Below are 22,581 nucleotides of genomic sequence, written 5' to 3' on the forward strand. Positions count from 1 at the left end.
TCACCTCACGACGTAGAGCAGCGCGAAGATCAGGACCCAGAAGAAGTCGACGGTGTGCCAGTACGTGGCACAGGTCTCGACCGTCTCCTGGGAGCGTCGGTCCGGGCTGGCGAGCTGGTGCACGAGCACGCCGAGCACGACGAACCCGATCAGCAGGTGGACGCAGTGGATCGCGGTGAGGAAGAAGTAGTGCTGGAAGAAGTCGTCGCTGGTGAACGTGTGCCCCGCCTGGACGTGGCCGGTCCATTCGACGATCTTGAGCGCGAGGAAGGCGACGCCGAAGCCCGCCGTCAGGAACGCGTCGCGTGTCGCGGCCCGGTACTGCCCGGCGCGCGCCGTCTGGACGCAGCGGGCCACCGACCACGAGCTCGTCAGCAGGACGATCGTGCCGAGGACCCCGAGCCACAGGTCGAGGTGCGACTGGGCTTGAAGGAACGCCTCCTCGCGCTGGGCGCGGTAGTAGAGGTAGACGCCGAAGTACGAGGTGAAGACGAGGGACTCGAAGAGAACGAAGACCCACATGTCCGGTTGACCCGGGACGCGCCTCGGCTCCTTCGCCGTGGCGGTCACCGGCTGGGTGGTCGTCACGAAACCACCTCCGCCGGGGCATGCCCGCGCGCCCGCTTCGGCAGGCCGGGCAGCGGGCCGGTGCCGAAGTCCTCGCGGATGATCACGTTTCGCAGGAGATTGATGAAGACTCCGGTGTAGAGGCCGAAGACGACCACGTTGATCCACCAGGCGATGAGCCCGTTCCACGCGAAGACGCCGCGGTCGAACATCCAGGACGGCGCGACCACGACCTCGGTGAGGGCGTTGCAGAGGTTCAGGTAGCCGAACCACTTCGGGAAGACCCGGTTCTTGTCGAGGAGGATCGCGGCCATCCAGATCAACGAGCCGACGAGGAAGACGCCCATCGTGCCGGAGAACGAGAGGAAGCCCAGGTCGTAGAGCCATTGCTGCAGCGCCGGGTCCCGGTCCGGCCGCATGGCGCCGGCCGTCATCGCCACGCAGATGAACAGGAATCCGGGGACCGCGCTGACCGAGTACAGGATCAGGTACGAGTACGCGAACGCGCGGCTGACCGACATCCGTCGGATCGAGTACGTGATCAGCGCGATCGACGTCGCCGAGAGGCCACCCAGGACGAAGATCAGCGCGAACCCGACGAGCAGGCCGTCGTGATGGTGCGCGAACCAGCCGGAGGCGTCGCCGGCGCCGTACCACGGCTTACCCGGCGGCTGGGTGCGGGTGAGGATGAAGAAGACGACCGTGTACAGGTTGTAGAAGACGAGGATCGCGTACCACGCGAGCCAGAGCTCACGTTTCGGGTCGTCGCGCCCGGCGGGACGCTTCACGCGGCGGCCTCGGCCACGGCGCGGTCACGCGGGAGAGCCCGCCCCAGGACGACGGACATCACGATGATCCAGAGCGCGATCGCGATGTTCTTGACCCAGAACGACAGGAGCCCGTCCCAGGCGAGTACCCCGCTGTGCGCCAGCCCCGCGAACCCCGCCGGCACGAGCGCGACCGCGACGAGGACGTTGAAGTACGCGACCCACCGCCCGAACACCGGCTTCTCCTGCTGGTCCAGGAAGATCGACACCGCCAGGAAGAGGCTCTGGGCGACGAGGAAGGGAACGCCGCAGGTGAAGGTGATCCACCCGAGGTCGTTGTAGAGCTGGGTGAGCTCGGGCGCGCGATCCGGCCGGAAGGCCGCGAGAAGCCAGAAGATGGTCGCGGTGAGAAACGCGATGGGTGCGGCCCCGGCGCAGCCGATCATGCAGTAACGCATGATCGGCGTGCGATGCGCCATGCCGCGCATTCGCTCGACTATGAGCATCAGGACCGGGATCAGCGCCACACAGAACCAGTTGAAAAGAATCATGCTGTAGCGAATGCGGGCGGTGTGGTCCCCGTAAAAGGCCGCGACCTCGGAGGGCGCCGATCCCGGGGACATCGGCGGCAGGAAGCCGGGGAAGAGGAAGAAAGCGGCGATCCAGAGAATCGCGGCCGCGGGCAGCGCGCATAAGATGATCAACTCGCCGCTGGTTCGTCTCATGAGGCGGCAGAGTAGCCGATCGGCTATTTGGCTGTCTAGCCGATCGGCTACCCTGTTTCCATGGCTTCGACAGCGCCGCCCCACTCCCGTGCCCGCCTGGCCGAGGTCAGGCACAGCGCGGCCCAGGTCCGGATCATCACCGCCGCGCTCGATCTCTTCGCCGAGTACGGGGTGGCCGGAACGTCGTTGCAGATGATCGCCGACCGGATGGGTGTCACGAAGGCCGCTGTCTACCACCAGTTCAAGACCAAGGAGGAGATCGTCATCGCGACCGCCGACCACGAACTGGTCGCGCTCGAGGCGGCGGTCGAACAGGCGGAGGCGGCGCGGGGCGGTGTCGAGGCGCGTCTGGTCCTGCTACGGCAGCTGATCGACGTTTCCGTGCGCGACCGCGCGAGGGTCCGCGCGTGGCAGGGCGACCCGGCGATGATGCGGGTACTCGCGAAGCACGAGCCGTTCAGCAGCCTGACCAGGCGGATGTACGCGTTGCTCGTCGACAAGGACGACGGGGACGACTGGCGGATTCCCGCCGCGATGCTCGCCGCCGTCATCACGGCCGTCGGTCAGCCAGGGCTCGCGGGGCTCGACCCGGACCTCCTGCGTGAGGAGGTCTTCCGGTACGCGTGCCGCCTGCTCGACCTGCGCGACTAGGGAACCTCATGACCGGTGAGCGGGACGGCCCCGACAGGCGGCTGGTCATGACCTGTGGGGTGTTCGACCATGATCCCAGAAGTCATGGTGCCGAACACCGCCTCGTCGGGCACCACAGCCCATGGACCGATCCCAGGACCGGCCAGCCACCAGCGATTTCCATCGCCCACGTGGCCGGCCAACGCCGGCCCCCATCACCGATGGGCCGGTCGTGGGCCCGCTTCTCGACGGCGGCCCGGGCGTCGCCGCGACGCACGGGCCGCCGGGCCGCGCGCGCCGCCCGGCCCCGTGGGGCCCGTCGCGCGGGGCGAGACGCCGCGTGCCGCCAGAAGCGCCACGACCGGGTGATCGACCGCCAGCGCGACGAGGATCTGCCGGGACACGGGACGCCGGTGCGTCAACCGGGCTGGCTGCCCAGCGCGTCCGCCAGCTCGTCGCGCCGGGAGATCCCCAGCTTGGCGTAGGCGCTGTAGAGATGGTTGTCCACGGTACGGACCGAGACGGTGAGCGCCTCGGCGACCGCGCGGCTGCTCATGCCCCGGGCGACCAGGAGGCAGACCTCCCGTTCCCGCCTGGTCAGCGGCATGGCCTGGACCACGGCGTCGGCCAGCGGCGGCGTCACGGCCCCCTCGCAGCTGGCCGCGAGAGCCCGCGCGCGCGTGGACAGGGCGGCGGCCGCCCTCGTGCCGCCACGCTGGTACCGCAGCGCCTGGGCCGTCGCCTCGGCCGCGTACAGCAGGGCTCCCGCCGACTCGAACGCGGACGACGCGGCGGTCAGCAGCCGGGCGTCGCCGGCCTCGAGACCGCGGACATAGCTGACCCTCGCCCTCAGCAGCGGGCTGTCCGTACCCGCGGGCAGCTCGTCGAGGCAGACCGCCGCGGCCGAGGCGGCGCCGAGCCGGGCCAGGTCGTGCGCGGCCGCGACGCCAAAGGCCAGCTGGCCCGCGGCCAGGGCGTGGGTGGCCGAACGCCGCAGCCGCTCGACGGCGTCGCCGGCGCGGCCGGCGGCGGCCAGGCTCCAGGCATGCGCCCGGTCGGCGAGCGCGGTGTAGTCCTCCGGCACGCCAAGCCCGTACAACTGCTCGATGACCTGCTCACAGGTGGGGACGTCGCCGAGATAGGCGGCGCACACGGCCAGCCCGGCGAGCGACCGCAGCCGCGGGTCGTCGAATCCGTGATCGCGCGCGACCGCGATCGTCTCCCGGAACCAGCGGCCGGCGGTACGCGGCCGACCGGCCGTCAGGTGGCACTGGCCCAGCAGGTAGGCGAGCGCGGCGTGGCCCGAGGTGACGAGGTCCTCGACCGCGTGCCGCAGGCCGTCCTCGGCCGTCAGGACCGCCTCGGCCAGCCGGCCACCCTGGTACAGCGCGGTGGCGCGGGCGTAGGCGAGGAACGACGGATGCAGGACCGCCTCGGTGCCGCCGCCCGCGCCACCCCCGCCCCCGCCGGCGCCGGCGGTACTCGTGGCGGTGACGACGACGGCTCCACCGGTGATCGCCGTGGCGTCCGCCGTGCGGCCCAGGAGCGCCAGCGTGACGGCGCGCGCGAGCACGCCGACGGTGCCGGTGACGCCGTCCAGCCCGGCCCTGGTCCCCGCGAGCACGGCCTGCGCCTCTCGCGGTCGATAGCACAGCGTGAGGACGAGCGCGATGACCTCCGCGGCCTCGTCCCGCTCGGGCTCGGGCAGGGCCCGTCGGGCCGCCCCGAGCACCGCCAGCGCGTCGGTGGGGCGCAGCAGGCCCCAGGCCAGGTTCACGGCCCGCAGCACGGCGATCCTCAGCCGGACGGCGGGCGCGCTCGCGTGCGTCTCCGCGCGGGCGAAGATCTTCTCGGCCTCGTCGATCCGGCCCAGGTGGCCGACGGCCTCAGCGAGCAGCCCGCCAGCCTCGGCCGCCAGGTCGCCAGGCCCGCGTGCCTCGACGGCCGCCCGCGCGAGCCGTTCGACCTGGCCGAAGTCGTGGGCGTCGCGGCTGAGGCGGGCGGCGCGCAGCAGCAGCCCCGCGTCGGCCGCCTCGCCCACCTCGAGCTGCCAGATCGCCACCCGAAGCGCGTCGTCGCGGCGGCGGACGCCCAGGGCCCGCAGCCGGGCGATCTCGGCGCGCAGCACGCTGTCCGTCCGCACCCGGGACATCTCGGAGCCGATGACCTGCGCGTACAGCGGATGGGCCAACGTGACGGGCCGCCGGCGCCCGTCCTCCCGGACCTCGATCACGCCGAGGGTCTCGAGCCGGTCGAGCAGGTCGGTGGGCACCTGTTTCGACAGGTCCGCGAGTCCGACCGGTTCGCACAGCGCCAGCCGGCGCAGGACACCGAGCCCCTCGTCCCCGACGGCGCCGACCCTCGCGGCCAGCAGGTCGCGCAGCCGCCCCCCGGGAACCAGCTTGCGGGTCAGCCGCCACACGCCGTTGTCGGCGACCAGGCCGCCGTCCTCCCAGGCACCGAGGAGCAGCTCCCGCAGGTACAGGACGTTGCCCTGACTGGCCGCCCACAGCGCGGCGGATCCGGTCGCCGTCACCGGCCCGTCCAGCACCAGGTGCAGCAGCTGGTCGACGTCGGCGCGGCCGAGCACGTCGAGCTCGACCCGGACGGCCCGATCGGCCGAGACCAGTCCATCGACCAGTTCCGGCACCGGTTCGGAGCTGCGCAGCGTCGCGACGAGGAAGATCTCTCCGCTGGCCGTGTGCTGGGCGAGGACGTTCAACGAGACCGTGTCCAACAGGTGCAGGTCGTCGACGAACAGCACCAGCCGGCGGCCGCCGGCCCGCCGCCGGATGGCCTCCCGGCTCCAGTGGTAGAGCCCGACCGCCTCCGGCAGGTCGTCGGTGGTCGACGGGCGCGCCGACGCCGGCTCGTCTCGAGCATCTTCCTGCGGGAAGACGTGCACCAGCGCGGCCAGGGGCATGCTCGCTGCGGCCCGGGTGGCGACCGCCCGGGCGGTGGGCGCTCCGCCACGGGCCGCCCGGACCAGGCACTCGTCGCCCAGCCGGGTCTTGCCCACGCCGGCGGGTCCCACGACGAGAAACGCGGCGACGCGGCGGTCGGCAAGACATTCGTCGAACAGCCGAAGGTTGTCCACTCGACCAACAATTGGCCACCGCCCACGCAGGAGATGCCCATTCACGGCACGATCGTATGACGTGAAGCAGAAAGCGTTTCCCGCTGTCGGGTTGGCGACACCCGGGCTATTGGCGCTTCATTGAGTGGGCCGGAGAACGCGCGTCGAGAACCATGTAACGTTCTGATTAACTTTATCGAAACGCGGGACGGCGGGTGTGCTTGCTGTTCAGGGCGGTTCGGGCCCGCTGGTGGCCGAAACCGCCGGCCACCAGCGGTGATGTCGCGCTTGGTGCGTGGCCAACGGCGCGCGGTCGAGGCCGATCGGTACACCGCCGCGATCGCCACGGACACCCCGGCAGCCCACCGTCGGCGGCGCGACCTGAAGGCGCCACCTGTTTCATGCCGGCCGGTCACGGCCCTGAGTAAAACGATCGGGGAAATGGTCGCCCTTGGCAGCGGACCGCGATGTCGGCTCGGACCGTCGTCCAGAACCGTCGGATTTTCCGGCATGTTCGGAACGCGGCGGGCCATCTCGGGTTCCCTTTCGGCACCCGAGATTCTCTCGGCCCGGCGACGGCCGCCGGCCTGGGCGCCATTGTCGCCGTCCTCGGTCGCGCCGGCGCCGCCACGAGCGTCAACGCCGGCGGTTACGGCGACGATGGCGATGGCGGCGAGACGACGACGATGACGGCGACTTCACGGACCGACGGCGCCTTCGCGGACACTTCACGGACACCTGGACGAACATTCCTTCCCTCTCGAATCCGCTCGAAAACGGCCGTGGGCACAGCGGGTGTCCAACGCCTGCGATCTCGGTCTCCCGGGGGCGTCAACGCCCTGATCGACGCGCCTGACCCACCGATAATGGCTGGTCCAGGGCCTGCCGGCGGGAGGACAGCCGCGTCGTGGCCTCGCGGGACGGGGCGGGTCGACCCACGTCCGGCGGCTCCGCCGGCGCGCGCCGGCGGACGGCCGGTATCGGGCGAACGGCCACCAGCGCCACCACGCCGCCGATTCCCGGCGTTTACCCCACCCGCCCCCGGGTACCGCAGCGAAACGTAACAGACGACAGCGATCGTATGGAGGTTGGGCCGTGTCAGCATTGGGGTGGACCATTCTGGCGCTCTGCGTTATTGCGCTGGCCGTGGCCCTGGTCGTGTTCGCCCGGCGCGGCGGTTCGGCGCATGCGCTGCGCCGCCGGTTCGGCCCCGAATACGACCGCGCGGTCGAACAGAGCGGTGACAGAGCAGAGGCCGAGCGCAGACTCGCGGAGATCGCCCACCGCCGCGACGAACTCGACATCCGCCCCCTCGACGCCCGGGAGCGCGCCGACTACGCGGCCCGCTGGGACGCGCTACAGGCCCAGTTCGTGGACGAGCCGGCCGAGGCCACCCGGCAGGCGGACCTGCTGATCGCGGACGTGATGGCGGCGCGTGGCTATCCGAAGGCGGACTTCGACGAGCGAGCCGAGCTGATCTCAGCCGACCGGCCGGAGATCATCGGCTCTTACCGGCGGGCCCATGAAGCGGCGTCGAGCCAGGTCGGCGGCCAGGGCACCGAGGAACTGCGGTCCGCCTTCGTCCACTACCGGGAACTGTTCGCGTGGCTCGTGGACGGCTCGGAGCGGGCGAAGGCCAAGGACCGTGACCGGTCGCCCGCCCTGTCCGGCACGGACCGCCGCGTCTGACCTGCGCGACCCGGAGATCTCGCCCGACCGGTTTCCGCCTGGCCGGAGAACCCGTCGCGCCGGAGACTCCGCATTCCGAAATCTCGCCAACTGAGATGAGGTACTGATGAACATCCTGGACCGGCTTCATCTGCGCCGCCACGGCGGCACCCGGCGGCGCCCCGCCGTGCTGACCGCGGGCGGGCACAAGGCCGTCCGCGGGTGGGCGAAGGAGCGGGGCGGCAGCCCTGAGCCCGACACCGGTCTGGCGGGCATGCACACCCCGCCCGCCCACGAACCGCGCGTGCGGTCCTGGGCGAAGGAGCCGGGCGGGAACCCCGAGCCCGACACCGGTGTCGCGGGCATGCACACCCCGCCGGCCCACGCGCCGCATGTGCGGCCCTGGGCGAAGGAGCCGGGCGGGAACGCCCCGGCCGGCGCCGCTCACGAGGAGGACGTGAAGTGAGCCTGTTCGACCGACGACCGACCACGGACGAGGCGGCTCCCGCGGACCGGCCCGTCCCAGCGGACCAGCCGGGGCCCCTGGACCAGGCGGCCGCCACGGACCGTTCCGTCCCCGCGGACAAGCCGGCGGACCGGCGTGGGCCCTCGGACCGGCCGGGGCCCACTGACCGGTCGGAGCCCGTGATGAAGGCGCCCACCCCACCCCGGCCCGTCCCCGTGGACCCCGTCCCCGTGGACAAGGCGGCGGACCGGCGTGGGCCTTCGGACCAGCCCGGATCCCCGGATGGCGCGGCTTCCAAGGACCGCACCGTCCCCGGGGAGCGGCCCGCCGACCGGCGTGGGCCCTCGGACCCGCCGGGCTCCCCGGACCGGCCCGGATCCCCGAACAACGCGGCTTCCAAGGACCGCACCCTCCCCGGGGATGCCACCGCGAAGCAGCGGACCGTGGCCCCGGCTCGGCCGGGCGCGCCGACCCCGGCGGCTTCGTTCCCTGGCACCCATGGCGGTACCCATGACGCCGCCGGCGGCGTCCGCGCGGACGAGCCCGTGGCCGCCGACCCTCTGGGCTCCAAGGCGTTCGACGGCACGAGCGTGTCCGGTGCCAGCACCGGCACGAACGCCGGCGACGAGCAGTCCGGAGCCTGGCGGCAGGTGCTGCTGGAGTTCGTCGATCATCCGCGGGAGGCCGTCGAGAAGGCCGACCGCCTCGTCGACGATGCCGTGCGCTCGCTGACCGAGCGGATCAGCCGCGAGCACTCGGGGCTGCGGGAGGCGTGGCACACGCACGGCGAGCCGTCCACCGAGGACCTGCGCCGGGCGTTGCGCGGCTACCGCGACTTCTTCGACAAGGTCCTCAGCAGCCGCTGAGTGCCGACTGCCCCCACCATCTCGGCGCCGTGACGCGCCACCATCCGACGCCCCGGCCGGGTTCGAACCCGGCCGGGGCGTCGGCCTGTCGGGCCGCGCTCGCCACCGCGCCGCGGGGCCGAGGCGTGCCCGATCAGGTCCGCGATCTCGCCCGCGGCGACGTGGCTCTCGGGCCTGACCGCCAGGACCGGCGGCGTCACCCGGCAACCCGCTCACGCCTGCCGGTCTTTCGTCGGAGCGATTCTCGGCGCGTCTCGCCGCCCGCCGCGGGCGTGTTCCGCTCCTCGCGACACCGCCAACGGCCCTCCCGCCGAACGCGCTGCCGATCGCCGCCGCGTACGGCATCGTGGCCGCGGATTTCCTGGCATCTCGCTTCGCGATCGTGCCGACACGGCGGCATCGACGCGCGCGACGCGGGGTAAACGAAGATCATGGAGAAACAAGGCGCGACGGCAACCGGTCAGGAAAGCCAGCGAATCGATGAGGCGCCGGAGCAACGGAAAGCCAGTGATCGGGAGCAGCGCGAGTCCCCGGAGGAGCGGCGCAACCGAAACTGGGCGGAGATCCTGCAGGAACTGCGCGTCGCGCAGACGGGAGTGCAGCTGTTCACCGCGTTCCTGCTCGCGCTTCCGTTCCAGAACCGCTTCACGACGCTGAGTAACGCCCAGGAGTGGCTGTATCTTGCCGTGGTGGCGCTATCGATCATCGCCACCGGCCTGCTCGTGACTCCGGTCAGCCTGCACCGGGCCATTTTCCGCAAGAGAGAGAAAGAGACGCTGATCCTGGTCGCGCACCGGCTGGCCCAGGGTGGGCTGGCAATGTTCGCGGTCGCTGTGGCCGGCGTCGCGACCCTCATCTTCGACGTGACCAAGGGCCTCACCGTGGGAGTCGCCGCCGGCCTCGCCACGCTGGCGCTGTTCGCCACCCTGTGGGTCGGGGTACCCGTGGCCATCCGGTCCGCGCAGACCACGGACGACTGACCGGCGGTCCGTTGACCAGCGGTCCGTCGCTGGTCAACGGAGCGCAGGACCGCCATGGGCACCCGGTCGCCCTGTCCGAGGGTGTCGCCGCCGAGTGGGGGCGGAGGCGGAAGGCCGTGCCGCGGACGAGCCCGTCCTCAGGTCTCCCGAGGTTCAGGCCGCGTGCGCCCATAAACGCGCCAGCCGGCAATATGGCGCACATCACATCTGGGATGTGAAGAGGGTAATGGCGGGCCGCGAGGGTAAATGGGCAAAAGTATTACGACATTACGGGAAAGCGAGTGAGACGTGAGCCTTCTGAGCAGCCTCGTGACCGGCCTCGACGACGACACGCGTTCGCGCACTCTCGATCTGATCGCCCGTAGCGTCGCCGAGGAGCGCGCCGCCGCGGCCGAGGGAAACCAGCGTCGCGCCGCCGATGTCGGCACGCGCTCGCGCCGTTCCCGGGATTCCTCCGCCCGCCGGTAGCGCCGGCGAGAAGCGCCTAGGCCCCTGGTGGCGGGCCTGACCCGCCGCGAGGATGCCAGATCGGCGGCTAGACAGAATCTCTTGGCCACTCGTGAGTCAGTAACGAGTACAGGAGGCTGTCCCGCCAGGCACCATTGGTGAAGACATGGTCTCGTATGCGGCCTTCATGCGTGAAGCCGACGCGCTTGACGACACTGACGGAAGCGGCATTGTCGGGACCGATGGCGGCGCTGATCCGGTGCAGCCCCAGGTGTTGAAATCCGAAGGTGGCCAGTGCGCGCACGGCGTCCGTGGCATAGCCACGGCCCCAAAGGTCGGGTCGGATCGCGTAGCCGAGCTTGGCCGCCTGGACCCCCGCCAGCCCAAGCCGCGCGAACCCGATCAACGATTGCTCGTGTTCGACCGCGAGGTAGTACTCGGTACGTGGCACCTGAACCGCCCGTGAAAGGATGCCGTCGATCATTTCGGCTGTCTGTGGACGGCTCTTCGCATCGAAGGAGAGGTAGTCAGTCACGGTCGGGTCGCCAACGACGGCAAGGGCCGCGTCGATATCTGACGAAACGAACTCGCGCAGGGTGACAAGCTGTCCGAGCAGGCGAAGGGATGGCTGGCTCATCCGCTCACCTTCCCAGAGCCGCCGCGGGCGTGCGGGCGAACATCTCGATTCTCTCGCTCAGGTCACGCGCCGCGGGGTCTTCCGCGAGCGTCGACCGTACAAGGGCGGCGTGGACGCGCTGTACTGAATGAATGACTCCGTTGATACGGCGGTCGGGCGGGAGGTCGAGCACGGGGCCAATGGCCTCGGCCGCGCCGTCCAGCTCGGCCCGCGCGACGCGGGTGTGCGCGAGACCGGCATGGCTGCCCGCCTGATCGCCGAAAGCCCATTCCGGCCGCGTCGGGTCATGGTATGCGTCGACGGCGGCGGCGCCATACCGTTCGGCTGCCTGGGTCTCGTCGGGTAGCCATGACAGCGCGTCGGCGGCGTAGTAGAGCTGCCGGGCCACAGAGAAGAAGCAGATGCCGCCCATGGTGTCCAGGTCATCGTCCTGGAGATCGTCCCGGGCTCGTTCGGCCCGGTCGACCGCGTTTCGGGTCTCAGCCGCGTTCCCCAGGGCCGCCCACGCGCGTGCTTCGCTGGCCGGCAGCCAGACCGCCACGGTTCCGCTCCTGGGTGACAGGTGCGTGGCGCCCAGCTGGGCGTACCGAAGGGCGTCGTTGGGGCGGTGGTCCCAGTATGCGATGAGCGATTGCAGCCCTCGAATCCATGACCGAAGCGCGTCATGATCGGCATTGTCGGCGCACAGGAAGGCCGTGCGGGCGTGGGTCATGGCGGTCCGGGGCGATGCCAGGTCGTGGGATGCCTTGGCCAGGAGTCCGGTGGTCACTCCGGCAAGCGCGTAAAGCTCGCGTGCCTGCTGGGGCCGTTGACGGTTTTCGAGAAGCGTGAAGATGGCTTCCTGTGCCTCCGTGAGCGGACCCAGGATCGTGGGCAGCGGTCGCTGTGGGTAGGCGATCGCCAGTGACCGGACGTCGTCGCGAATTTGCTCCATCGCATCCTCGGACAGAGCACCTTGGTGCGCTAGGGCGAACTCGCGGGCACGGCGCGCGGCCATCAACACCATCTCCTCACCACTCAGGTCTCGCTGGCCTGCCGGTGCTGGGGCGGCCTCCGCTGCTTCGACGCGCATGGTCACCAGACACCCGCCCGCCGCGAGCGCCTCATCGATCGCCTGGACGAGGGCGGTCGACGGGCGTTTGACGCCGTTCTCGATCTTCGAGATCAGTCCCTGGTCGACGCCGAGCCGGGCCGCCAAGCGCTGTTGCGAGAGGCGGGCAGCAATGCGGCGCTGCCTTATCTCGGCGCCAAGCAGGGCTTCCATGTCGTCATCGTCGTCCGTCATGGTCGCCTCGTGGCTATGACGCCTGTCTTGACATATGTCGGGTGGGTGGTCATGCATTCCTCCGCTGTGCACAGGGCGTGATCATGCTACCGGAAGCGGTCTTGAACTGACGCGCGCCTTAGACAGGCCGGGACGAGCTAATTGGCACCGAGTGCCGATTCCGGCGCGATTTCCAATAAATCGTCCGGTTCGTTCCACTCGGCCAGGACAAGGAAGCGGGTCGGGCGACCCATCCACACCCGCCGTGGTTCCCGGGCCGCCCGGCAGGTGTCGCCGGTCCGGGTGCCGTGCGGCGGCGAGGAACGAGGGAGACCCATGGGGGGGTGGTCGTCGATGACGAGGATGGCGCGTCTGGTCGATGGCTCTGGCCAGGGCGGCGAGGTGGCGGTGGTGTCGCTGTCGCCGCCGGACGAGGCGGGGCTGGTCGTGCGGCGGCGGCCGCTGGAGCGCCGGTTGTCGCGGCCGGGGCGTCCGCCGGTCAGAGGGCCGGGGCGTCCGCCGGTGCTGGCGGCGCGGTCGGCGTTGGTGGTCGGCGACGCGGAGGGGCTCGAGTTCTTCGAGGTCCGTCAGACGGAGTTGACGCGGGTGGCGGCGTCGATGGGGCGGATGTCGCATCTGCTGTCGGTGGTGATGCACCCGGCGGGGGCGTCGCCGGGTCGGACGGCGCTGGCGGTGGCGCTGGCGGACCTGCTACGGGCGGAGCGTGGGGCGGGCTTTCCGGTCGTGACATGCGGCGTCCGTCCCCTGGCCGGGGCGAGGCGCTCAGCGGTGCCGCACGCGGTGAGGGTGGCCGACGGTACGGCGATGCGGGAAGTGATCGTCTGGGAGGTCGTCGCGTGGGACGACCTCCCGACGTGGCTCGGGGCCCTGTCGGTGCGGCGGATCGCGGCGTGACGGTGGAGACGAGGGAATGAGGGCGTGAGCGTGTCCGGGAGCTGTGAGCCCGGGTCGGCTCGGCTGAACGTACGGGTTCCGCATGCGGCGCGGATGTACGACTACTTCCTGGGTGGGAAGAACAACTTTCCGGCGGATCGAGCCGCGGCCGAGCAGGTGTTGCGGGTCGCGCCCTCCGTGCGGGTCTGGGCGCGGGAGAACAGGGCTTTTCTCCATCGGGCCGCGCGGTACGCGGCGCACGCGGGTGTGGATCAGTACCTGGATGTGGGGACGGGCTTTCCGGCGGCGCCGAACCTGCACGAGATCGCGCGGAAGACCACCCCCGCGGCACGGGTGGTCTACGTCGACAACGACCCGCTGGTGTCGGTGCATGCCCGTGCGCTGCTGACCAGCCCGCCGGACGGGCGGACGGCCTATGTGGAGGCCGATCTGCGCTCGCCGGAGGCGATCCTGTCGAGTGAGGAGCTGGGCGCGACGCTGGATCTGTCGCGGGCGGTGGTGTTGTCGTTGGTCGCGGTGCTGCACTTCCTTCCCGACGACGATGACCCGGCCGGCGTCGTGCGGCGTCTCGTGGACGCGTTGGCGCCGGGGAGCTGTCTGATCCTGAGTCACGGGACGGGGGATTTCGCTCCGGAGGCGGCCCGCCGTGGGGCGGAGATCTACCGGGAGCGGGGCATCGCGGTGCAGGCCCGGAGCAAGGCGGAGATCGCCGCGCTGGTCCCGGCGGGCATGGCGCTGGTCGAGCCGGGGGTGGTGCCGATCCATCGGTGGCGCCCGGACGCCGGCTCCGGCGAGTACGGCGACACGGAGATCGGGGTCTACGGCCTGGTCGCGCGCAAGCTCTGAGCGGCCGGCGCAAGCTCGATGGACCAGGGACGACGGCGCGTCTCCACTGTCCTGGACAGCGCGGGCCCGCGCCAGCTGGGCGCTCTGGCCCACTGGTCGACCACTCGGTGGGCGCCCGCATACATATAGACATTTGACGGTCTGATGGCTAGCATCCTCGCGACGCGCGCCGCTGGGGGCGCGCCCCGCGACGGGTGCCGAGCGGCCATCGATTTCCCTGCGCCGCCGAGGACATTGGAGGAACGGGTTGACGAAGGCGGCCGGCGCGGCGGATGACCTGGCCGGGAGACCGGCGGGCCGGGAGAGCGCGGTGACCGAGCTGGACTCGGCGGCGCCGTGGACGTTCGGTGTCGAGCCGTTGGCGCAGACGATCGAGGCCGCCGCGCGCCTGCGCCAGGTCACCGGTCTGGTGCTCGCGCTCGAGCGTCCGGACCCGGCGGTCGACACCCTGCTGGCGGCCCTCGAGGCGGCGGAGCGGGCGCTCGCCGGACGGGTCCCGGCCGACCAGGCGCCCCGCGTCGGCGCGGCGGTGGACGGTGACGGTCGCGTGTACCTCGACCACTCCCGCCACATCGGCGCCTTCAACGCCGGCTTCCCCGAGTACGAGATCACCGTCGAGGGTGACCGCGCCGAGGGCACGGTCAACTTTCCGGTGGCCTACGAGGGGCCGCCGGGCCTGGTCCACGGTGGTTTCCTCGCGCTGTTCTTCGACGCGGCCATCCAGCACCACAACTGCGACCTGGGGCTCGCCGGGAAGACGGCGGGGCTGTCGCTGCGTTACCGGCGGCCCACCCCGCTGCTCACCGACCTGCGGTTCGCGCTGACCCGGTCCGCCGACGGAACGCGGATCCGGTCGACCGGCCAGCTGCTGGCCGGCGACGTCGTGCTGTGCGAGGCGGAGATGGACGCGGTCAAGGGCGACCGTTCCCGGTTGCCGGCGGTGTCGCCACGAAGGGTGATTTCATGATCGCCACGACCGTCGATGCCGCGACCGTCGATGCCGGGGACAGCGTCCCGCTGACGGTCCCGGCACTGCTGCGCCAGCAGGCCGAACGACACGGATCGCGTGTGTTGCTTGCCTGTGACGACGACGTGCTCACCTACGACGCCGCCGAGCGGCGGTCGCGCGCGCTGGCCCGCGGGCTGCTCGCGGTGGGCGTGGGCAAGGGGACGCAGGTCGGGCTGCTGTATCCGAACGGGAGCGAGTTCGTCGTCGGGTGGCTGGCCGCGGCGCGGGTCGGGGCGGTGACGGTGCCCCTGAGCACGTTCTCGACCAGTGCCGAGCTGCGCACCCTGCTGCGGGGCGCCGACGTCGGGGTGCTGCTCGCCGCGCGCTCGTACCGCGACCACGACTACGCCGCGGCGCTGGCCGAGGCGGTGCCCGAGCTCGCGACGGCCATGGCCACCGCGCCGGCCACCGCGTCGGACGCGGCCTCGGGCGCGGTCAGCGCACCGCCGCTGTTCGCCGCGTCCATGCCGGTGCTACGCCACGTCTTCTTCGGCGCCACGGCGGACGCGCGGGAGGCCACCGGTGCCGCCGTCGTCAGCGCGGACGGCGGCGGCGCCGGTCCCGCCTGGACGGTGCCCGCGCTGCTGGCGCGCGGCCGGGAGGTCGGCGAGGACGTCGCCCAGGCGGCCGAGGAGGCCGTGTACGCGAGTGACCGGCTGGTGATCGTGCACACGTCCGGGTCGACGAGCGCGCCGAAGGGCGTGATCCACACGCACGGCGCGCTGATCCGCCACCTGGTGAACCTGAACGAGATCCGTCGCTACACCGCTGACGACGTGCTTTTCTCGAATTCGCCGTTCTTCTGGATCGGCGGATTCGCCTACGCGTTGCTCGGGACCTTGCTGGCCGGCGGGCGGCTGGTCTGCTCGAACGCGGTGGACGCCGCGGCGGCTCTCGACGTGCTGGAGCGCGAGCGTCCGACGATGGTCAACGGCTACGCGCAGTCGGTGGCGGCGCTGGCGGCGGACCCGAGCTTCGCCCGCCGGGACCTGTCGTCGATCCGGCGCGGCAACCTGTATTCGATCATGCCGGACGATGTCCGTCCGGCCGACCCGCAGCTGCGGCACCAGATGCTGGGCATGACCGAGACGGGGTCGGTGTGCCTGGTCAGCGAGGACGAGGGCGACCAGCCGGAGCACCGGCGCGGCTCGTTCGGCCGCCCCGCGCCCGGGTTCGAGGCGCGGGTCGTCGACCCGGACGACGGGCGGGTGCTGGGTCCCGGTGAGGTGGGGGAGCTGTGGCTGCGGGGCCCGTTCCTGATGGAGGGCTACTACGGGCGCGAGCGGCACGAGGTGTTCGACGCGGACGGCTGGTACCACTCCGGTGACCTGTTCGTCGTCGACGACGACGGGTTCTTCTACTTCAAGGGCCGCGGCGGCGACGTCATCAAGACAGGCGGCGCGAACGTCTCGCCGGTCGAGGTCGAGGCCACGATCCGGGACGTCACCGGGCTGACCGCGCACGTCGTGGGCATCGAGGACGCCGCCAGGGGCCAGCTGGTCGCGGCGGCGGTCCGGGTGCCGACGGGGCACAGCGTCGACGCGGACGGGCTGCGTCGCCAGCTCGCCGAGCGGCTGTCCGCGTACAAGGTGCCGCGCCGGATCGTGCTGCTCGCCGACCACGAGGTGCCGACGATGTCCAGTGGCAAGATCGACGTGCCCGCGCTCAAGGAGCTGCTCCGTGCCGCCGGCTGACACCCCGCCCACCGCCGGCACGAGCCCGGGCGCGGTGGTGGCGCCGGACGAGTGGACCATCCCGGCGCTGCTGGCGGCCCGACGGCGGCATGACGGCGCGGTCCAGGCGTTCGTCAGCGACGACGAGGCGGTCACCTTCGCCGAGCTGGACGACGCGAGCCGGGCGCTGGCCGCCCGCCTGGTCGGTGCCGGCGTCAGCAAGGGGAGCCGGCTCGGGCTGGCGATGCCGAACGGCATCGAGTGGGCGACGCTGGCGCTCGCGGCGATGCGGGTCGGGGCGGTGCTCGTCCCGTTGAGCACGCTGCTGCGCCCGCCGGAGCTGCTCGCCCAGCTGCGGGCCGCCGCGGTCTCGCATCTGGTGGTGGTGCCTGAGCTGCGTGGTCGCGACTACCTCGACGAGCTGGAGTCGGTGGCGCCCGGGCTGGCCGGCGCGGCCCGCCACGGCCGCGGGCACGCCGCCGCGCCGTCGCTGCGCCGGATCTGGCTGTCGGACGAGCTGCCCGACGAGCCGGCGCCGGCCCCGGTCGTCGACGGGCTGGAGCGGGTGGTCCGGCCGGCCGACGACCTGGTCGTCCTGTTCACCTCGGGCAGCCGTGGGGCGCCCAAGGGAGTGGTCCACACCCACGGCGGTGGGCTGCGCGCGGTCGCGTCCAGTCTGGAAAGCCGCCGGATCGGGCGCGGTGAGCGCCTCTACATCCCGATGCCGTTCTTCTGGACCGGGGGGTTCGGTGGCGGCCTGCTTTCGGCGCTGGTCGCCGGCGCGACCCTGCTCACCGAGGCGGTGCCCGAACCGGCCCGGACGCTTCGGTTCCTGGAACGCGAGCGGGTGACGCTGTTTCGCGGCTGGCCGGACCAGGCGGCGCGCCTGGCCGCCCACCCGGACTTCGCCGCCACCGACCTGTCGGCGCTGCGGCCGGCGAGCCTGCCCGCCGTGCTGCCGGCGGCGCTGCGGCCGGCGCCGGGGGCGCGGGCGAACCTGTTCGGGATGACCGAGACGTTCGGACCGTACTGCGGCTCGCCGCTGGACACCGACCTGCCCGCGGGCAAGCGCGGAAGCTGCGGGCGGCCGTTCGACGGCGTCGAGGTGCGCGTCGTCGACCCCGACACCGGCGCCGCCCTCCCACCGGGCGCCGAGGGCGAGATCCGCCTGCGCGGGCCGAACGTGATGCGCGGGATCGACGGCCGCCAGCGCGGCGAGGTGTTCGACGCCGACGGGTTCTACCCGACCGCCGACCGCGGGATGCTCGACGCCGACGGCTACCTCTGGTACCGAGGCCGCCTCGACGACATGTTCAAGGTCTCCGGCGCCACCGTCTACCCGATGGAGGTCGAGGCGGCGCTGCGCGCCCTGCCCGGCGTCACCGACGCCTACGTCACCGACCTCCCCGCCGGCGCCGCCGCCAGGCCCGCCGGCACTCCCACCCCCGGCGAGACCACCGCGACCGGCGGGACCGGCGCGGCCCAGGGCGCTGGCGAGGTGACGCGGGCGGTCGCGGCGGTCGTCGTCGCCGGCTCGCTCGACGACCCGGACCAGCTCGCCGAGCAGGCCCGCGCCCGGCTGAGCAGCTTCAAGGTCCCCACCCGCTGGCTGGTTCTCCGTGACCCGCACCGGGTCCCACGGCTGGCCAGCGGAAAGGTCGACGTCAACGCGCTGCGTCGTCTTCTCGTCGAGGAAGGTGTCGTGAGTTCCCGGAAGGCGAGGCCGGTGTAGCGGCGATCGACCGTCCCGTGAGGACCCACCCGGCGACAACGCGGCTTCGGCCGCATAATATATAGATGTATCGCGGCCTGTTGCCGGCGGGCCGCGATACTGGACTCGACTGCGCGACGGAGCCGGTCGCCGGCGGTCCGCCGTGGGTGACTGATGGTCAGGCCGACGCCTTGGTCGACCTGACCGACCGCTGCTGATCGGCCATCGCTGGTCGCCTGGCTGGCCGTCGGTGGCCGGCCGCTGTTCCGCCGTCGTGGCTGACCGGTCGTGGGCGTCAGCGGGCCGAGCTGGGACGACGCGAAATGGTTTCGTTCACCGGGGGGCGGCCCGCGTCCTGTGGCCATTCTCCGTGGCCCGACGTGAGCTCGCCGCCGGCGGTGACGCCCTTTGCGGGCCGTCTCGCGACCGCCGAGAAGTATCTAAATGTTGCTGGAAAAGTATAGATGTTATCCCCTAGACTCCGGGCGACCGAGGAGTCCGGCGGGCGTGTCGGCCGGTGCCTTGGAACGGCTGGACGGGCTCGAGGTTGCCTGCCGCGCCGCTCCTTGGCGCCTGTCGGCGGTGCTCCGTCGCCGCGTCGGGCCGGCCCTCCTCGGGCGGAGTCCTCGGTAGATGCGCCCGAAAGATATATATCTTTCGCTGCACGTTCCAGGGCGACCACGTCACAGCGCGGCTCACCAGCCGTCGACCCAGCAGGGGGAATCATGGATCACACCAGCAGGCCCGCGGGCTTAGGCCGGGTGCCCGGGATGCGGCGGGTGGCGGCGGTGGCGGCCGTCGCGGTGCTGACGCTCGTCGGCGCGGCGTGCGGGGGCGACTCTGAAGGCCCCGCCGACACCGACAGCACGGCCGCCAGTTCGCCCCTCGGGCCCAGACAGGTCGCCAGTGGTACGCCGATCAAGATAGGCACGCTCAGCGACGGTCAGACACCGGCGTTCGACAACACGATTCAGATCGACGCCGCCAAGGCTGTCACCAAGTTCCTCAACGAGTACCGGAACGGCATCGGCGGGCACCCGATCGAGCTCGTCACCTGTGAGACCCAGGGCGACCCGGGCAAGGCCTCCGACTGCGCGAACCAGCTCATCCAGGCTGACGTCGCGATGGCGGTGTTCGGCGAGGTCGCGAACATCGCGCAGGTGTGGAAACCGCTGCACGACGCCAAGATCCCGGTCTTCACCTACGCGACCACCGATTCGTCCGCCCTGGAGGACCGGGACTCGACCTTCGTGATGGCGAACCAGGTCGCCGGGCTCGCCGACGTGCCCATCGGGGTCGCGAAGGAAAACGGCCTCAAGAAGGTGACGGCGATCGTCATCGACGTGCCGGTGGCGACCGACTTCTACGAGACCACCGGCAAGGAGATCTTCGCTGACGCCGGCATCGAGTTGAAGCTGGTCAAGGTGCCGCCGGGTACCGCTGACATGTCCCCGCAGATGGCCGGGATCGCGGCGGGCGGGCCGACCGAGGTGCACATCATCGGCAACGACTCGTTCTGCATCGCGGCCTTCAACGGCCTGCGCGCGGTGAACTTCACCGGCCCGATCAGCATCCTGAGCCACTGCACCACCGAGAGCGCGCGGAAGGCGATCGGGAGTGGTCTCGAGGGCGTGACGCTGGGCGCGACGCTGGTGATCGGCGACGACGCCAACCAGGACCTGAAGCAGTGGGCGACGATCGCCGAGACCTACGGCGACGACATCGACCTCAGCAACGGGATGGGGCCGACGGTCTACATGACGATGATGGCGCTGCACTCGGCACTCGAGGGCATCACGGGTGACCTCACGCCGGAGGCGCTGGTCGCGAAGATCAAGGCGGCGCCGAGCATGCCCGTGCCCGCCGGCGGCGGACTGATCTTCCGGTGCAACGGGAAGGCTCGCCCGCTGATGCCGGCGGTCTGCATCCGCGACACCCTGCTGACGTCGCTCGACGAGAACGGCGAGCCCACGCTGCCCTACCGCGTGACGGGCGACTCGCCGATCGAGGACTGACGCCAGCCGCCTGTGCCCGGCCGGGCCCCCACGGGCCCGGCCGGGCGATTCGCGGCTCTGGAAGCGAAACGGCGGCAGCCGTCCCCAACCGGCTGAGGACATGGAAGCACCGGAGAATGGTCGCGAGGGCGAGCGCTTCGGTGAGCAGGTCCTTGCGCCAGCCTTCGACGTGTTCGGGTCGAAGGGCGTCGAGCTTGTAGCCGCCGAGCATTGGGATGATTCGGCGGAAGGCCTTACTTCGGTAGCCGTCGAGCGTGGACGGGCGGACCAGTGCCCCGGGCTACGTATTCGACCCAGAACGTGCGCCGCTGACCGACCGTCGGCGGCTTCTTGCCCGCGGTCGCGGCGACGACGCCGTCTTCCTGCCGTCGGCGTGGCTCGTGAAGCTTCTCGGTGACCTCGGTGCCGGTCTCGCGGACAGGTACCCGCGTTGCCGATTCCCGCTCTTTCGGCCCAGGTCCGCGGTGGCCCGCCGGCGGTCGGAACCGTCTTTGTGGATCGCGCCCTCGCTCGCGCCGCGGCGTCCCTTCTTTGCCGCCGTCGCGCCGCGCCCGGTCGGTTGATCTTCCTAGCGGCGGCGAACGCGCTGGGGGTCAGGTAGCCGGTTTTCTCAAACTCTTTCGCGGATCGGGCGTTGGAAGTCTCCGCGCGGCATGACGCTGGTAGCGCACGTTCGCCGCTTTTCAGTGGTCGGGGTGTGAGCCTGGAGTTATGCGGCGCATGGCCGCTCGAATCGCCTCGCCGCGCCGATTGCCGGTCGGCGCGCCGCAGGGGCATAGGTCCTTGGGTCTGATATCGATTGAGGCCGTCACGCTGGCCGTTGAGTCGTCGGGAAAGTCCGTTGTGGTGGCGACGACGGACCAGGCTGTTATCCGCCGAACGGGAGGTTTGGCGGATAACACAAAAGACGTCGGATTCCGCCGAGGTACCAGAATGGAGAGGCATGACCGGGCGCCGCCCTATCCTGATGAATTGGCCTGTCGGCCGTGTCATGCCGCGGGCGACCAAGGCTGCCGACGCTCTGATTCACTGCCCCGCGAAGAAGTGAATGAAAAGAACTCCGGCGGGGTGCGAGTGACTACTCGCCGCGGTCTTTTCGCTCCTTGCCTCCGTCGGTCGGATTCTTGCGTAATTCAAGGGTCAGCGGATAAACCTGCGCCGAATCCTGTCGACCCTCCACCGCGGCGTTCTGGCCCCACCGCGGCGTTCCTTAGCTGTTCGAGTGCCCACGGTCGAGCTGACCGCGCCGAGTCCGATCGCCATCGCTCGGGGGATCCCGTCGGTTTCCGCGGATAGGCGGACCTGCCCTTGGCGAGGGGCGGGCCGCCGGACGATGGCGGTTACGGCGAAATAATCACGACCCCTGTGTCACCCGGAGCAGATCTCCTGCTGACGACGGCACCTTCTCATGCGCGCAAATGGAGACAATTTCGTGAACCGTAACGCTCTGAACAAGAACATCGCCAAAGCCATCTTCGTGGCGTCGGCGACAACCTGCCTGCTCGGCCCTATGGGAGTCAGCCAGGCGTTCGCCGCCAGCGCTGTCCCGGCCGACGGGAAGGCTGTGCCGGAAAGCCACGGAGTGCCAGGCCCTAACGGGGCGTTGGGGCTCGAATCCAGTAAGACGCTGAAGGTGCAGCTTTTTGACGACAAGAGGGGGCCGCGAGGTTACCCGGGTCCGCGGGGACCGCAGGGCCCACAAGGCGCCCCCGGTATCCCCGGTACGCAGGGTGCCCCCGGTACGCAGGGTGAGCCTGGTACGCCGGGTACGCAGGGCGCTCCCGGTACGCAGGGTTTCCAGGGCTTCCAGGGCGGTCCCGGTACGCAGGGTGCTCCGGGTACGCCGGGTACGCAGGGTGCCCCCGGCACCCAGGGTGAGCCTGGTACTCCAGGTACGCAGGGCACTCCCGGTACTCCCGGTACGCAGGGTGCTCCGGGTACGCCGGGTACGCAGGGTGCTCCCGGTACGCAGGGTGAGCCTGGTACTCCAGGTACGCAGGGCACTCCCGGTACTCCCGGTACGCAGGGTGCTCCGGGTACGCCGGGTACGCAGGGTGCTCCCGGTACGCAGGGTGAGCCTGGTACTCCAGGTACGCAGGGCACTCCCGGTACTCCCGGTACGCAGGGTGCTCCGGGTACGCCGGGTACGCAGGGTGCCCCCGGCACCCAGGGTGAGCCCGGTACTCCAGGTACGCAGGGCACTCCCGGTACGCCTGGTACGCAGGGCACTCCCGGTACGCCTGGTACGCAGGGTGCTCCGGGTACGCCGGGTACGCAGGGTGCCCCCGGCACCCAGGGTGAGCCCGGTACTCCAGGTAC

General features: G+C 71.2%; 19 protein-coding genes and 1 pseudogene. 13 read left to right on the forward strand and 7 right to left on the reverse strand.

Annotated features, from left to right (window positions below; translation table 11 throughout):
• From I6A81_RS13110 to I6A81_RS13120, 3 genes are all read right to left on the reverse strand, one after another.
• Window positions 1-522: a cytochrome c oxidase subunit 3 gene (locus tag I6A81_RS13110; RefSeq protein WP_238429670.1), complete on the reverse strand. Its 522-nt coding sequence runs from the start codon at window positions 520-522 to the stop codon at window positions 1-3.
• 62 nt (window positions 523-584) lie between these two features.
• The gene (locus tag I6A81_RS13115; protein ID WP_203004791.1) at window positions 585-1,355 is read right to left on the reverse strand and encodes a hypothetical protein; all 771 of its coding nucleotides are present in this window, start codon (window positions 1,353-1,355) and stop codon (window positions 585-587) included.
• Window positions 1,352-2,059: a hypothetical protein gene (locus tag I6A81_RS13120; protein WP_203004792.1), complete on the reverse strand. Its 708-nt coding sequence runs from the start codon at window positions 2,057-2,059 to the stop codon at window positions 1,352-1,354. The genes I6A81_RS13115 and I6A81_RS13120 overlap by 4 nt, the downstream gene beginning before the upstream one ends.
• A 60-nt stretch (window positions 2,060-2,119) precedes the next feature.
• Here I6A81_RS13120 and I6A81_RS13125 point away from each other — a divergent pair, with 60 nt between their 5' ends.
• Window positions 2,120-2,710, forward strand: a complete 591-nt coding sequence (locus I6A81_RS13125) for a TetR/AcrR family transcriptional regulator (protein ID WP_203004793.1) — start codon at window positions 2,120-2,122, stop codon at window positions 2,708-2,710.
• A gap of 397 nt (window positions 2,711-3,107) precedes the next feature.
• On the opposite strand, the gene I6A81_RS13130 is transcribed toward I6A81_RS13125, so the two are convergent.
• Window positions 3,108-5,786 (reverse strand): LuxR C-terminal-related transcriptional regulator, encoded by a 2,679-nt coding sequence (locus I6A81_RS13130; protein ID WP_203010191.1) that lies wholly within the window; start codon window positions 5,784-5,786, stop codon window positions 3,108-3,110.
• A 1,074-nt stretch (window positions 5,787-6,860) separates the two neighbouring features.
• Here I6A81_RS13130 and I6A81_RS13135 point away from each other — a divergent pair.
• The 5 genes from I6A81_RS13135 to I6A81_RS13155 all read left to right on the forward strand — a co-directional run bounded on the left by I6A81_RS13135 (window position 6,861) and on the right by I6A81_RS13155 (window position 10,213).
• On the forward strand, window positions 6,861-7,454 hold the full coding sequence (locus I6A81_RS13135) for a hypothetical protein (RefSeq protein ID WP_203007958.1): 594 nt from the start codon (window positions 6,861-6,863) through the stop codon (window positions 7,452-7,454).
• 106 nt (window positions 7,455-7,560) lie between these two features.
• Window positions 7,561-7,899, forward strand: coding sequence for a hypothetical protein (locus tag I6A81_RS13140; RefSeq protein WP_203007960.1), 339 nt, complete (start codon window positions 7,561-7,563; stop codon window positions 7,897-7,899).
• Between the two features lie 182 nt (window positions 7,900-8,081).
• Complete coding sequence (locus I6A81_RS13145) at window positions 8,082-8,765, forward strand: hypothetical protein (protein WP_203007962.1); 684 nt, start codon at window positions 8,082-8,084, stop codon at window positions 8,763-8,765.
• A 431-nt stretch (window positions 8,766-9,196) separates the two neighbouring features.
• The gene (locus I6A81_RS13150) at window positions 9,197-9,745 is read left to right on the forward strand and encodes a DUF6328 family protein (protein ID WP_238430698.1); all 549 of its coding nucleotides are present in this window, start codon (window positions 9,197-9,199) and stop codon (window positions 9,743-9,745) included.
• Between the two features lie 288 nt (window positions 9,746-10,033).
• The gene (locus I6A81_RS13155) at window positions 10,034-10,213 is read left to right on the forward strand and encodes a hypothetical protein (protein WP_203006742.1); all 180 of its coding nucleotides are present in this window, start codon (window positions 10,034-10,036) and stop codon (window positions 10,211-10,213) included.
• A 67-nt stretch (window positions 10,214-10,280) separates the two neighbouring features.
• Here the strand turns inward: I6A81_RS13155 and I6A81_RS13160 are convergent, their stop codons facing one another.
• Together I6A81_RS13160 and I6A81_RS13165 are read right to left on the reverse strand one after the other, a co-directional pair.
• Window positions 10,281-10,829 (reverse strand): GNAT family N-acetyltransferase, encoded by a 549-nt coding sequence (locus I6A81_RS13160; RefSeq protein WP_203006743.1) that lies wholly within the window; start codon window positions 10,827-10,829, stop codon window positions 10,281-10,283.
• A 4-nt stretch (window positions 10,830-10,833) separates the two neighbouring features.
• Window positions 10,834-12,114 (reverse strand): helix-turn-helix domain-containing protein, encoded by a 1,281-nt coding sequence (locus I6A81_RS13165; protein ID WP_203006744.1) that lies wholly within the window; start codon window positions 12,112-12,114, stop codon window positions 10,834-10,836.
• Window positions 12,115-12,447: 333 nt separating this feature from the next.
• Between I6A81_RS13165 and I6A81_RS13170 the strand changes: the two genes are divergently transcribed.
• The 6 genes from I6A81_RS13170 to I6A81_RS13195 all read left to right on the forward strand — a co-directional run bounded on the left by I6A81_RS13170 (window position 12,448) and on the right by I6A81_RS13195 (window position 20,262).
• Window positions 12,448-13,008, forward strand: a complete 561-nt coding sequence (locus I6A81_RS13170) for a hypothetical protein (protein WP_203006745.1) — start codon at window positions 12,448-12,450, stop codon at window positions 13,006-13,008.
• Window positions 13,009-13,032: 24 nt separating this feature from the next.
• Window positions 13,033-13,854, forward strand: a complete 822-nt coding sequence (locus I6A81_RS13175; protein ID WP_307874641.1) for an SAM-dependent methyltransferase — start codon at window positions 13,033-13,035, stop codon at window positions 13,852-13,854.
• Window positions 13,855-14,173: 319 nt separating this feature from the next.
• Window positions 14,174-14,821 carry a hypothetical protein gene (locus I6A81_RS13180; RefSeq protein WP_203006752.1) on the forward strand — a complete coding sequence of 216 codons (648 nt, stop codon included), beginning with the start codon at window positions 14,174-14,176 and terminating at the stop codon, window positions 14,819-14,821.
• Entirely contained in the window at window positions 14,818-16,557 is a 1,740-nt protein-coding gene (locus tag I6A81_RS13185; protein ID WP_203006746.1) for a class I adenylate-forming enzyme family protein, read from the forward strand. Before I6A81_RS13180 ends, I6A81_RS13185 begins: the two co-directional genes overlap by 4 nt.
• Complete coding sequence (locus tag I6A81_RS13190) at window positions 16,544-18,268, forward strand: class I adenylate-forming enzyme family protein (RefSeq protein ID WP_203006747.1); 1,725 nt, start codon at window positions 16,544-16,546, stop codon at window positions 18,266-18,268. The genes I6A81_RS13185 and I6A81_RS13190 overlap by 14 nt, the downstream gene beginning before the upstream one ends.
• Window positions 18,269-18,972: 704 nt before the next feature.
• Window positions 18,973-20,262 carry an ABC transporter substrate-binding protein gene (locus tag I6A81_RS13195; RefSeq protein ID WP_203006748.1) on the forward strand — a complete coding sequence of 430 codons (1,290 nt, stop codon included), beginning with the start codon at window positions 18,973-18,975 and terminating at the stop codon, window positions 20,260-20,262.
• A gap of 157 nt (window positions 20,263-20,419) precedes the next feature.
• Here I6A81_RS13195 and I6A81_RS46145 read toward each other — a convergent pair.
• Window positions 20,420-20,533, reverse strand: a pseudogene (locus I6A81_RS46145) (tyrosine-type recombinase/integrase); the annotation flags it as partial.
• A 1,603-nt stretch (window positions 20,534-22,136) separates the two neighbouring features.
• Here I6A81_RS46145 and I6A81_RS43315 point away from each other — a divergent pair.
• Window positions 22,137-22,581 (forward strand): hypothetical protein (locus tag I6A81_RS43315; RefSeq protein ID WP_238441499.1); only part of this gene is annotated, 445 nt, incomplete at its 3' end.

The sequence above is a fragment of the Frankia nepalensis genome (assembly GCF_016786325.1).
In the GTDB taxonomy this organism is placed as follows: Bacteria; Actinomycetota; Actinomycetes; order Frankiales; family Frankiaceae; genus Pseudofrankia; species Pseudofrankia nepalensis.

What these genes read in the sequence shown, in the direction of transcription:
- I6A81_RS13110 (WP_238429670.1), bottom strand. Translation starts at nt 522, where the DNA reads ATGTGGGTCTTCGTTCTCTTCGAGTCCCTCGTCTTCACCTCGTACTTC.
- I6A81_RS13120 (WP_203004792.1), bottom strand. Translation starts at nt 2,059, where the DNA reads ATGAGACGAACCAGCGGCGAGTTGATCATCTTATGCGCGCTGCCCGCG.
- I6A81_RS13125 (WP_203004793.1), top strand. Translation starts at nt 2,120, where the DNA reads ATGGCTTCGACAGCGCCGCCCCACTCCCGTGCCCGCCTGGCCGAGGTC.
- I6A81_RS13140 (WP_203007960.1), top strand. Translation starts at nt 7,561, where the DNA reads ATGAACATCCTGGACCGGCTTCATCTGCGCCGCCACGGCGGCACCCGG.
- I6A81_RS13145 (WP_203007962.1), top strand. Translation starts at nt 8,082, where the DNA reads ATGAAGGCGCCCACCCCACCCCGGCCCGTCCCCGTGGACCCCGTCCCC.
- I6A81_RS13150 (WP_238430698.1), top strand. Translation starts at nt 9,197, where the DNA reads ATGGAGAAACAAGGCGCGACGGCAACCGGTCAGGAAAGCCAGCGAATC.
- I6A81_RS13160 (WP_203006743.1), bottom strand. Translation starts at nt 10,829, where the DNA reads ATGAGCCAGCCATCCCTTCGCCTGCTCGGACAGCTTGTCACCCTGCGC.
- I6A81_RS13165 (WP_203006744.1), bottom strand. Translation starts at nt 12,114, where the DNA reads ATGACGGACGACGATGACGACATGGAAGCCCTGCTTGGCGCCGAGATA.
- I6A81_RS13170 (WP_203006745.1), top strand. Translation starts at nt 12,448, where the DNA reads ATGACGAGGATGGCGCGTCTGGTCGATGGCTCTGGCCAGGGCGGCGAG.
- I6A81_RS13185 (WP_203006746.1), top strand. Translation starts at nt 14,818, where the DNA reads ATGATCGCCACGACCGTCGATGCCGCGACCGTCGATGCCGGGGACAGC.
- I6A81_RS13195 (WP_203006748.1), top strand. Translation starts at nt 18,973, where the DNA reads ATGGATCACACCAGCAGGCCCGCGGGCTTAGGCCGGGTGCCCGGGATG.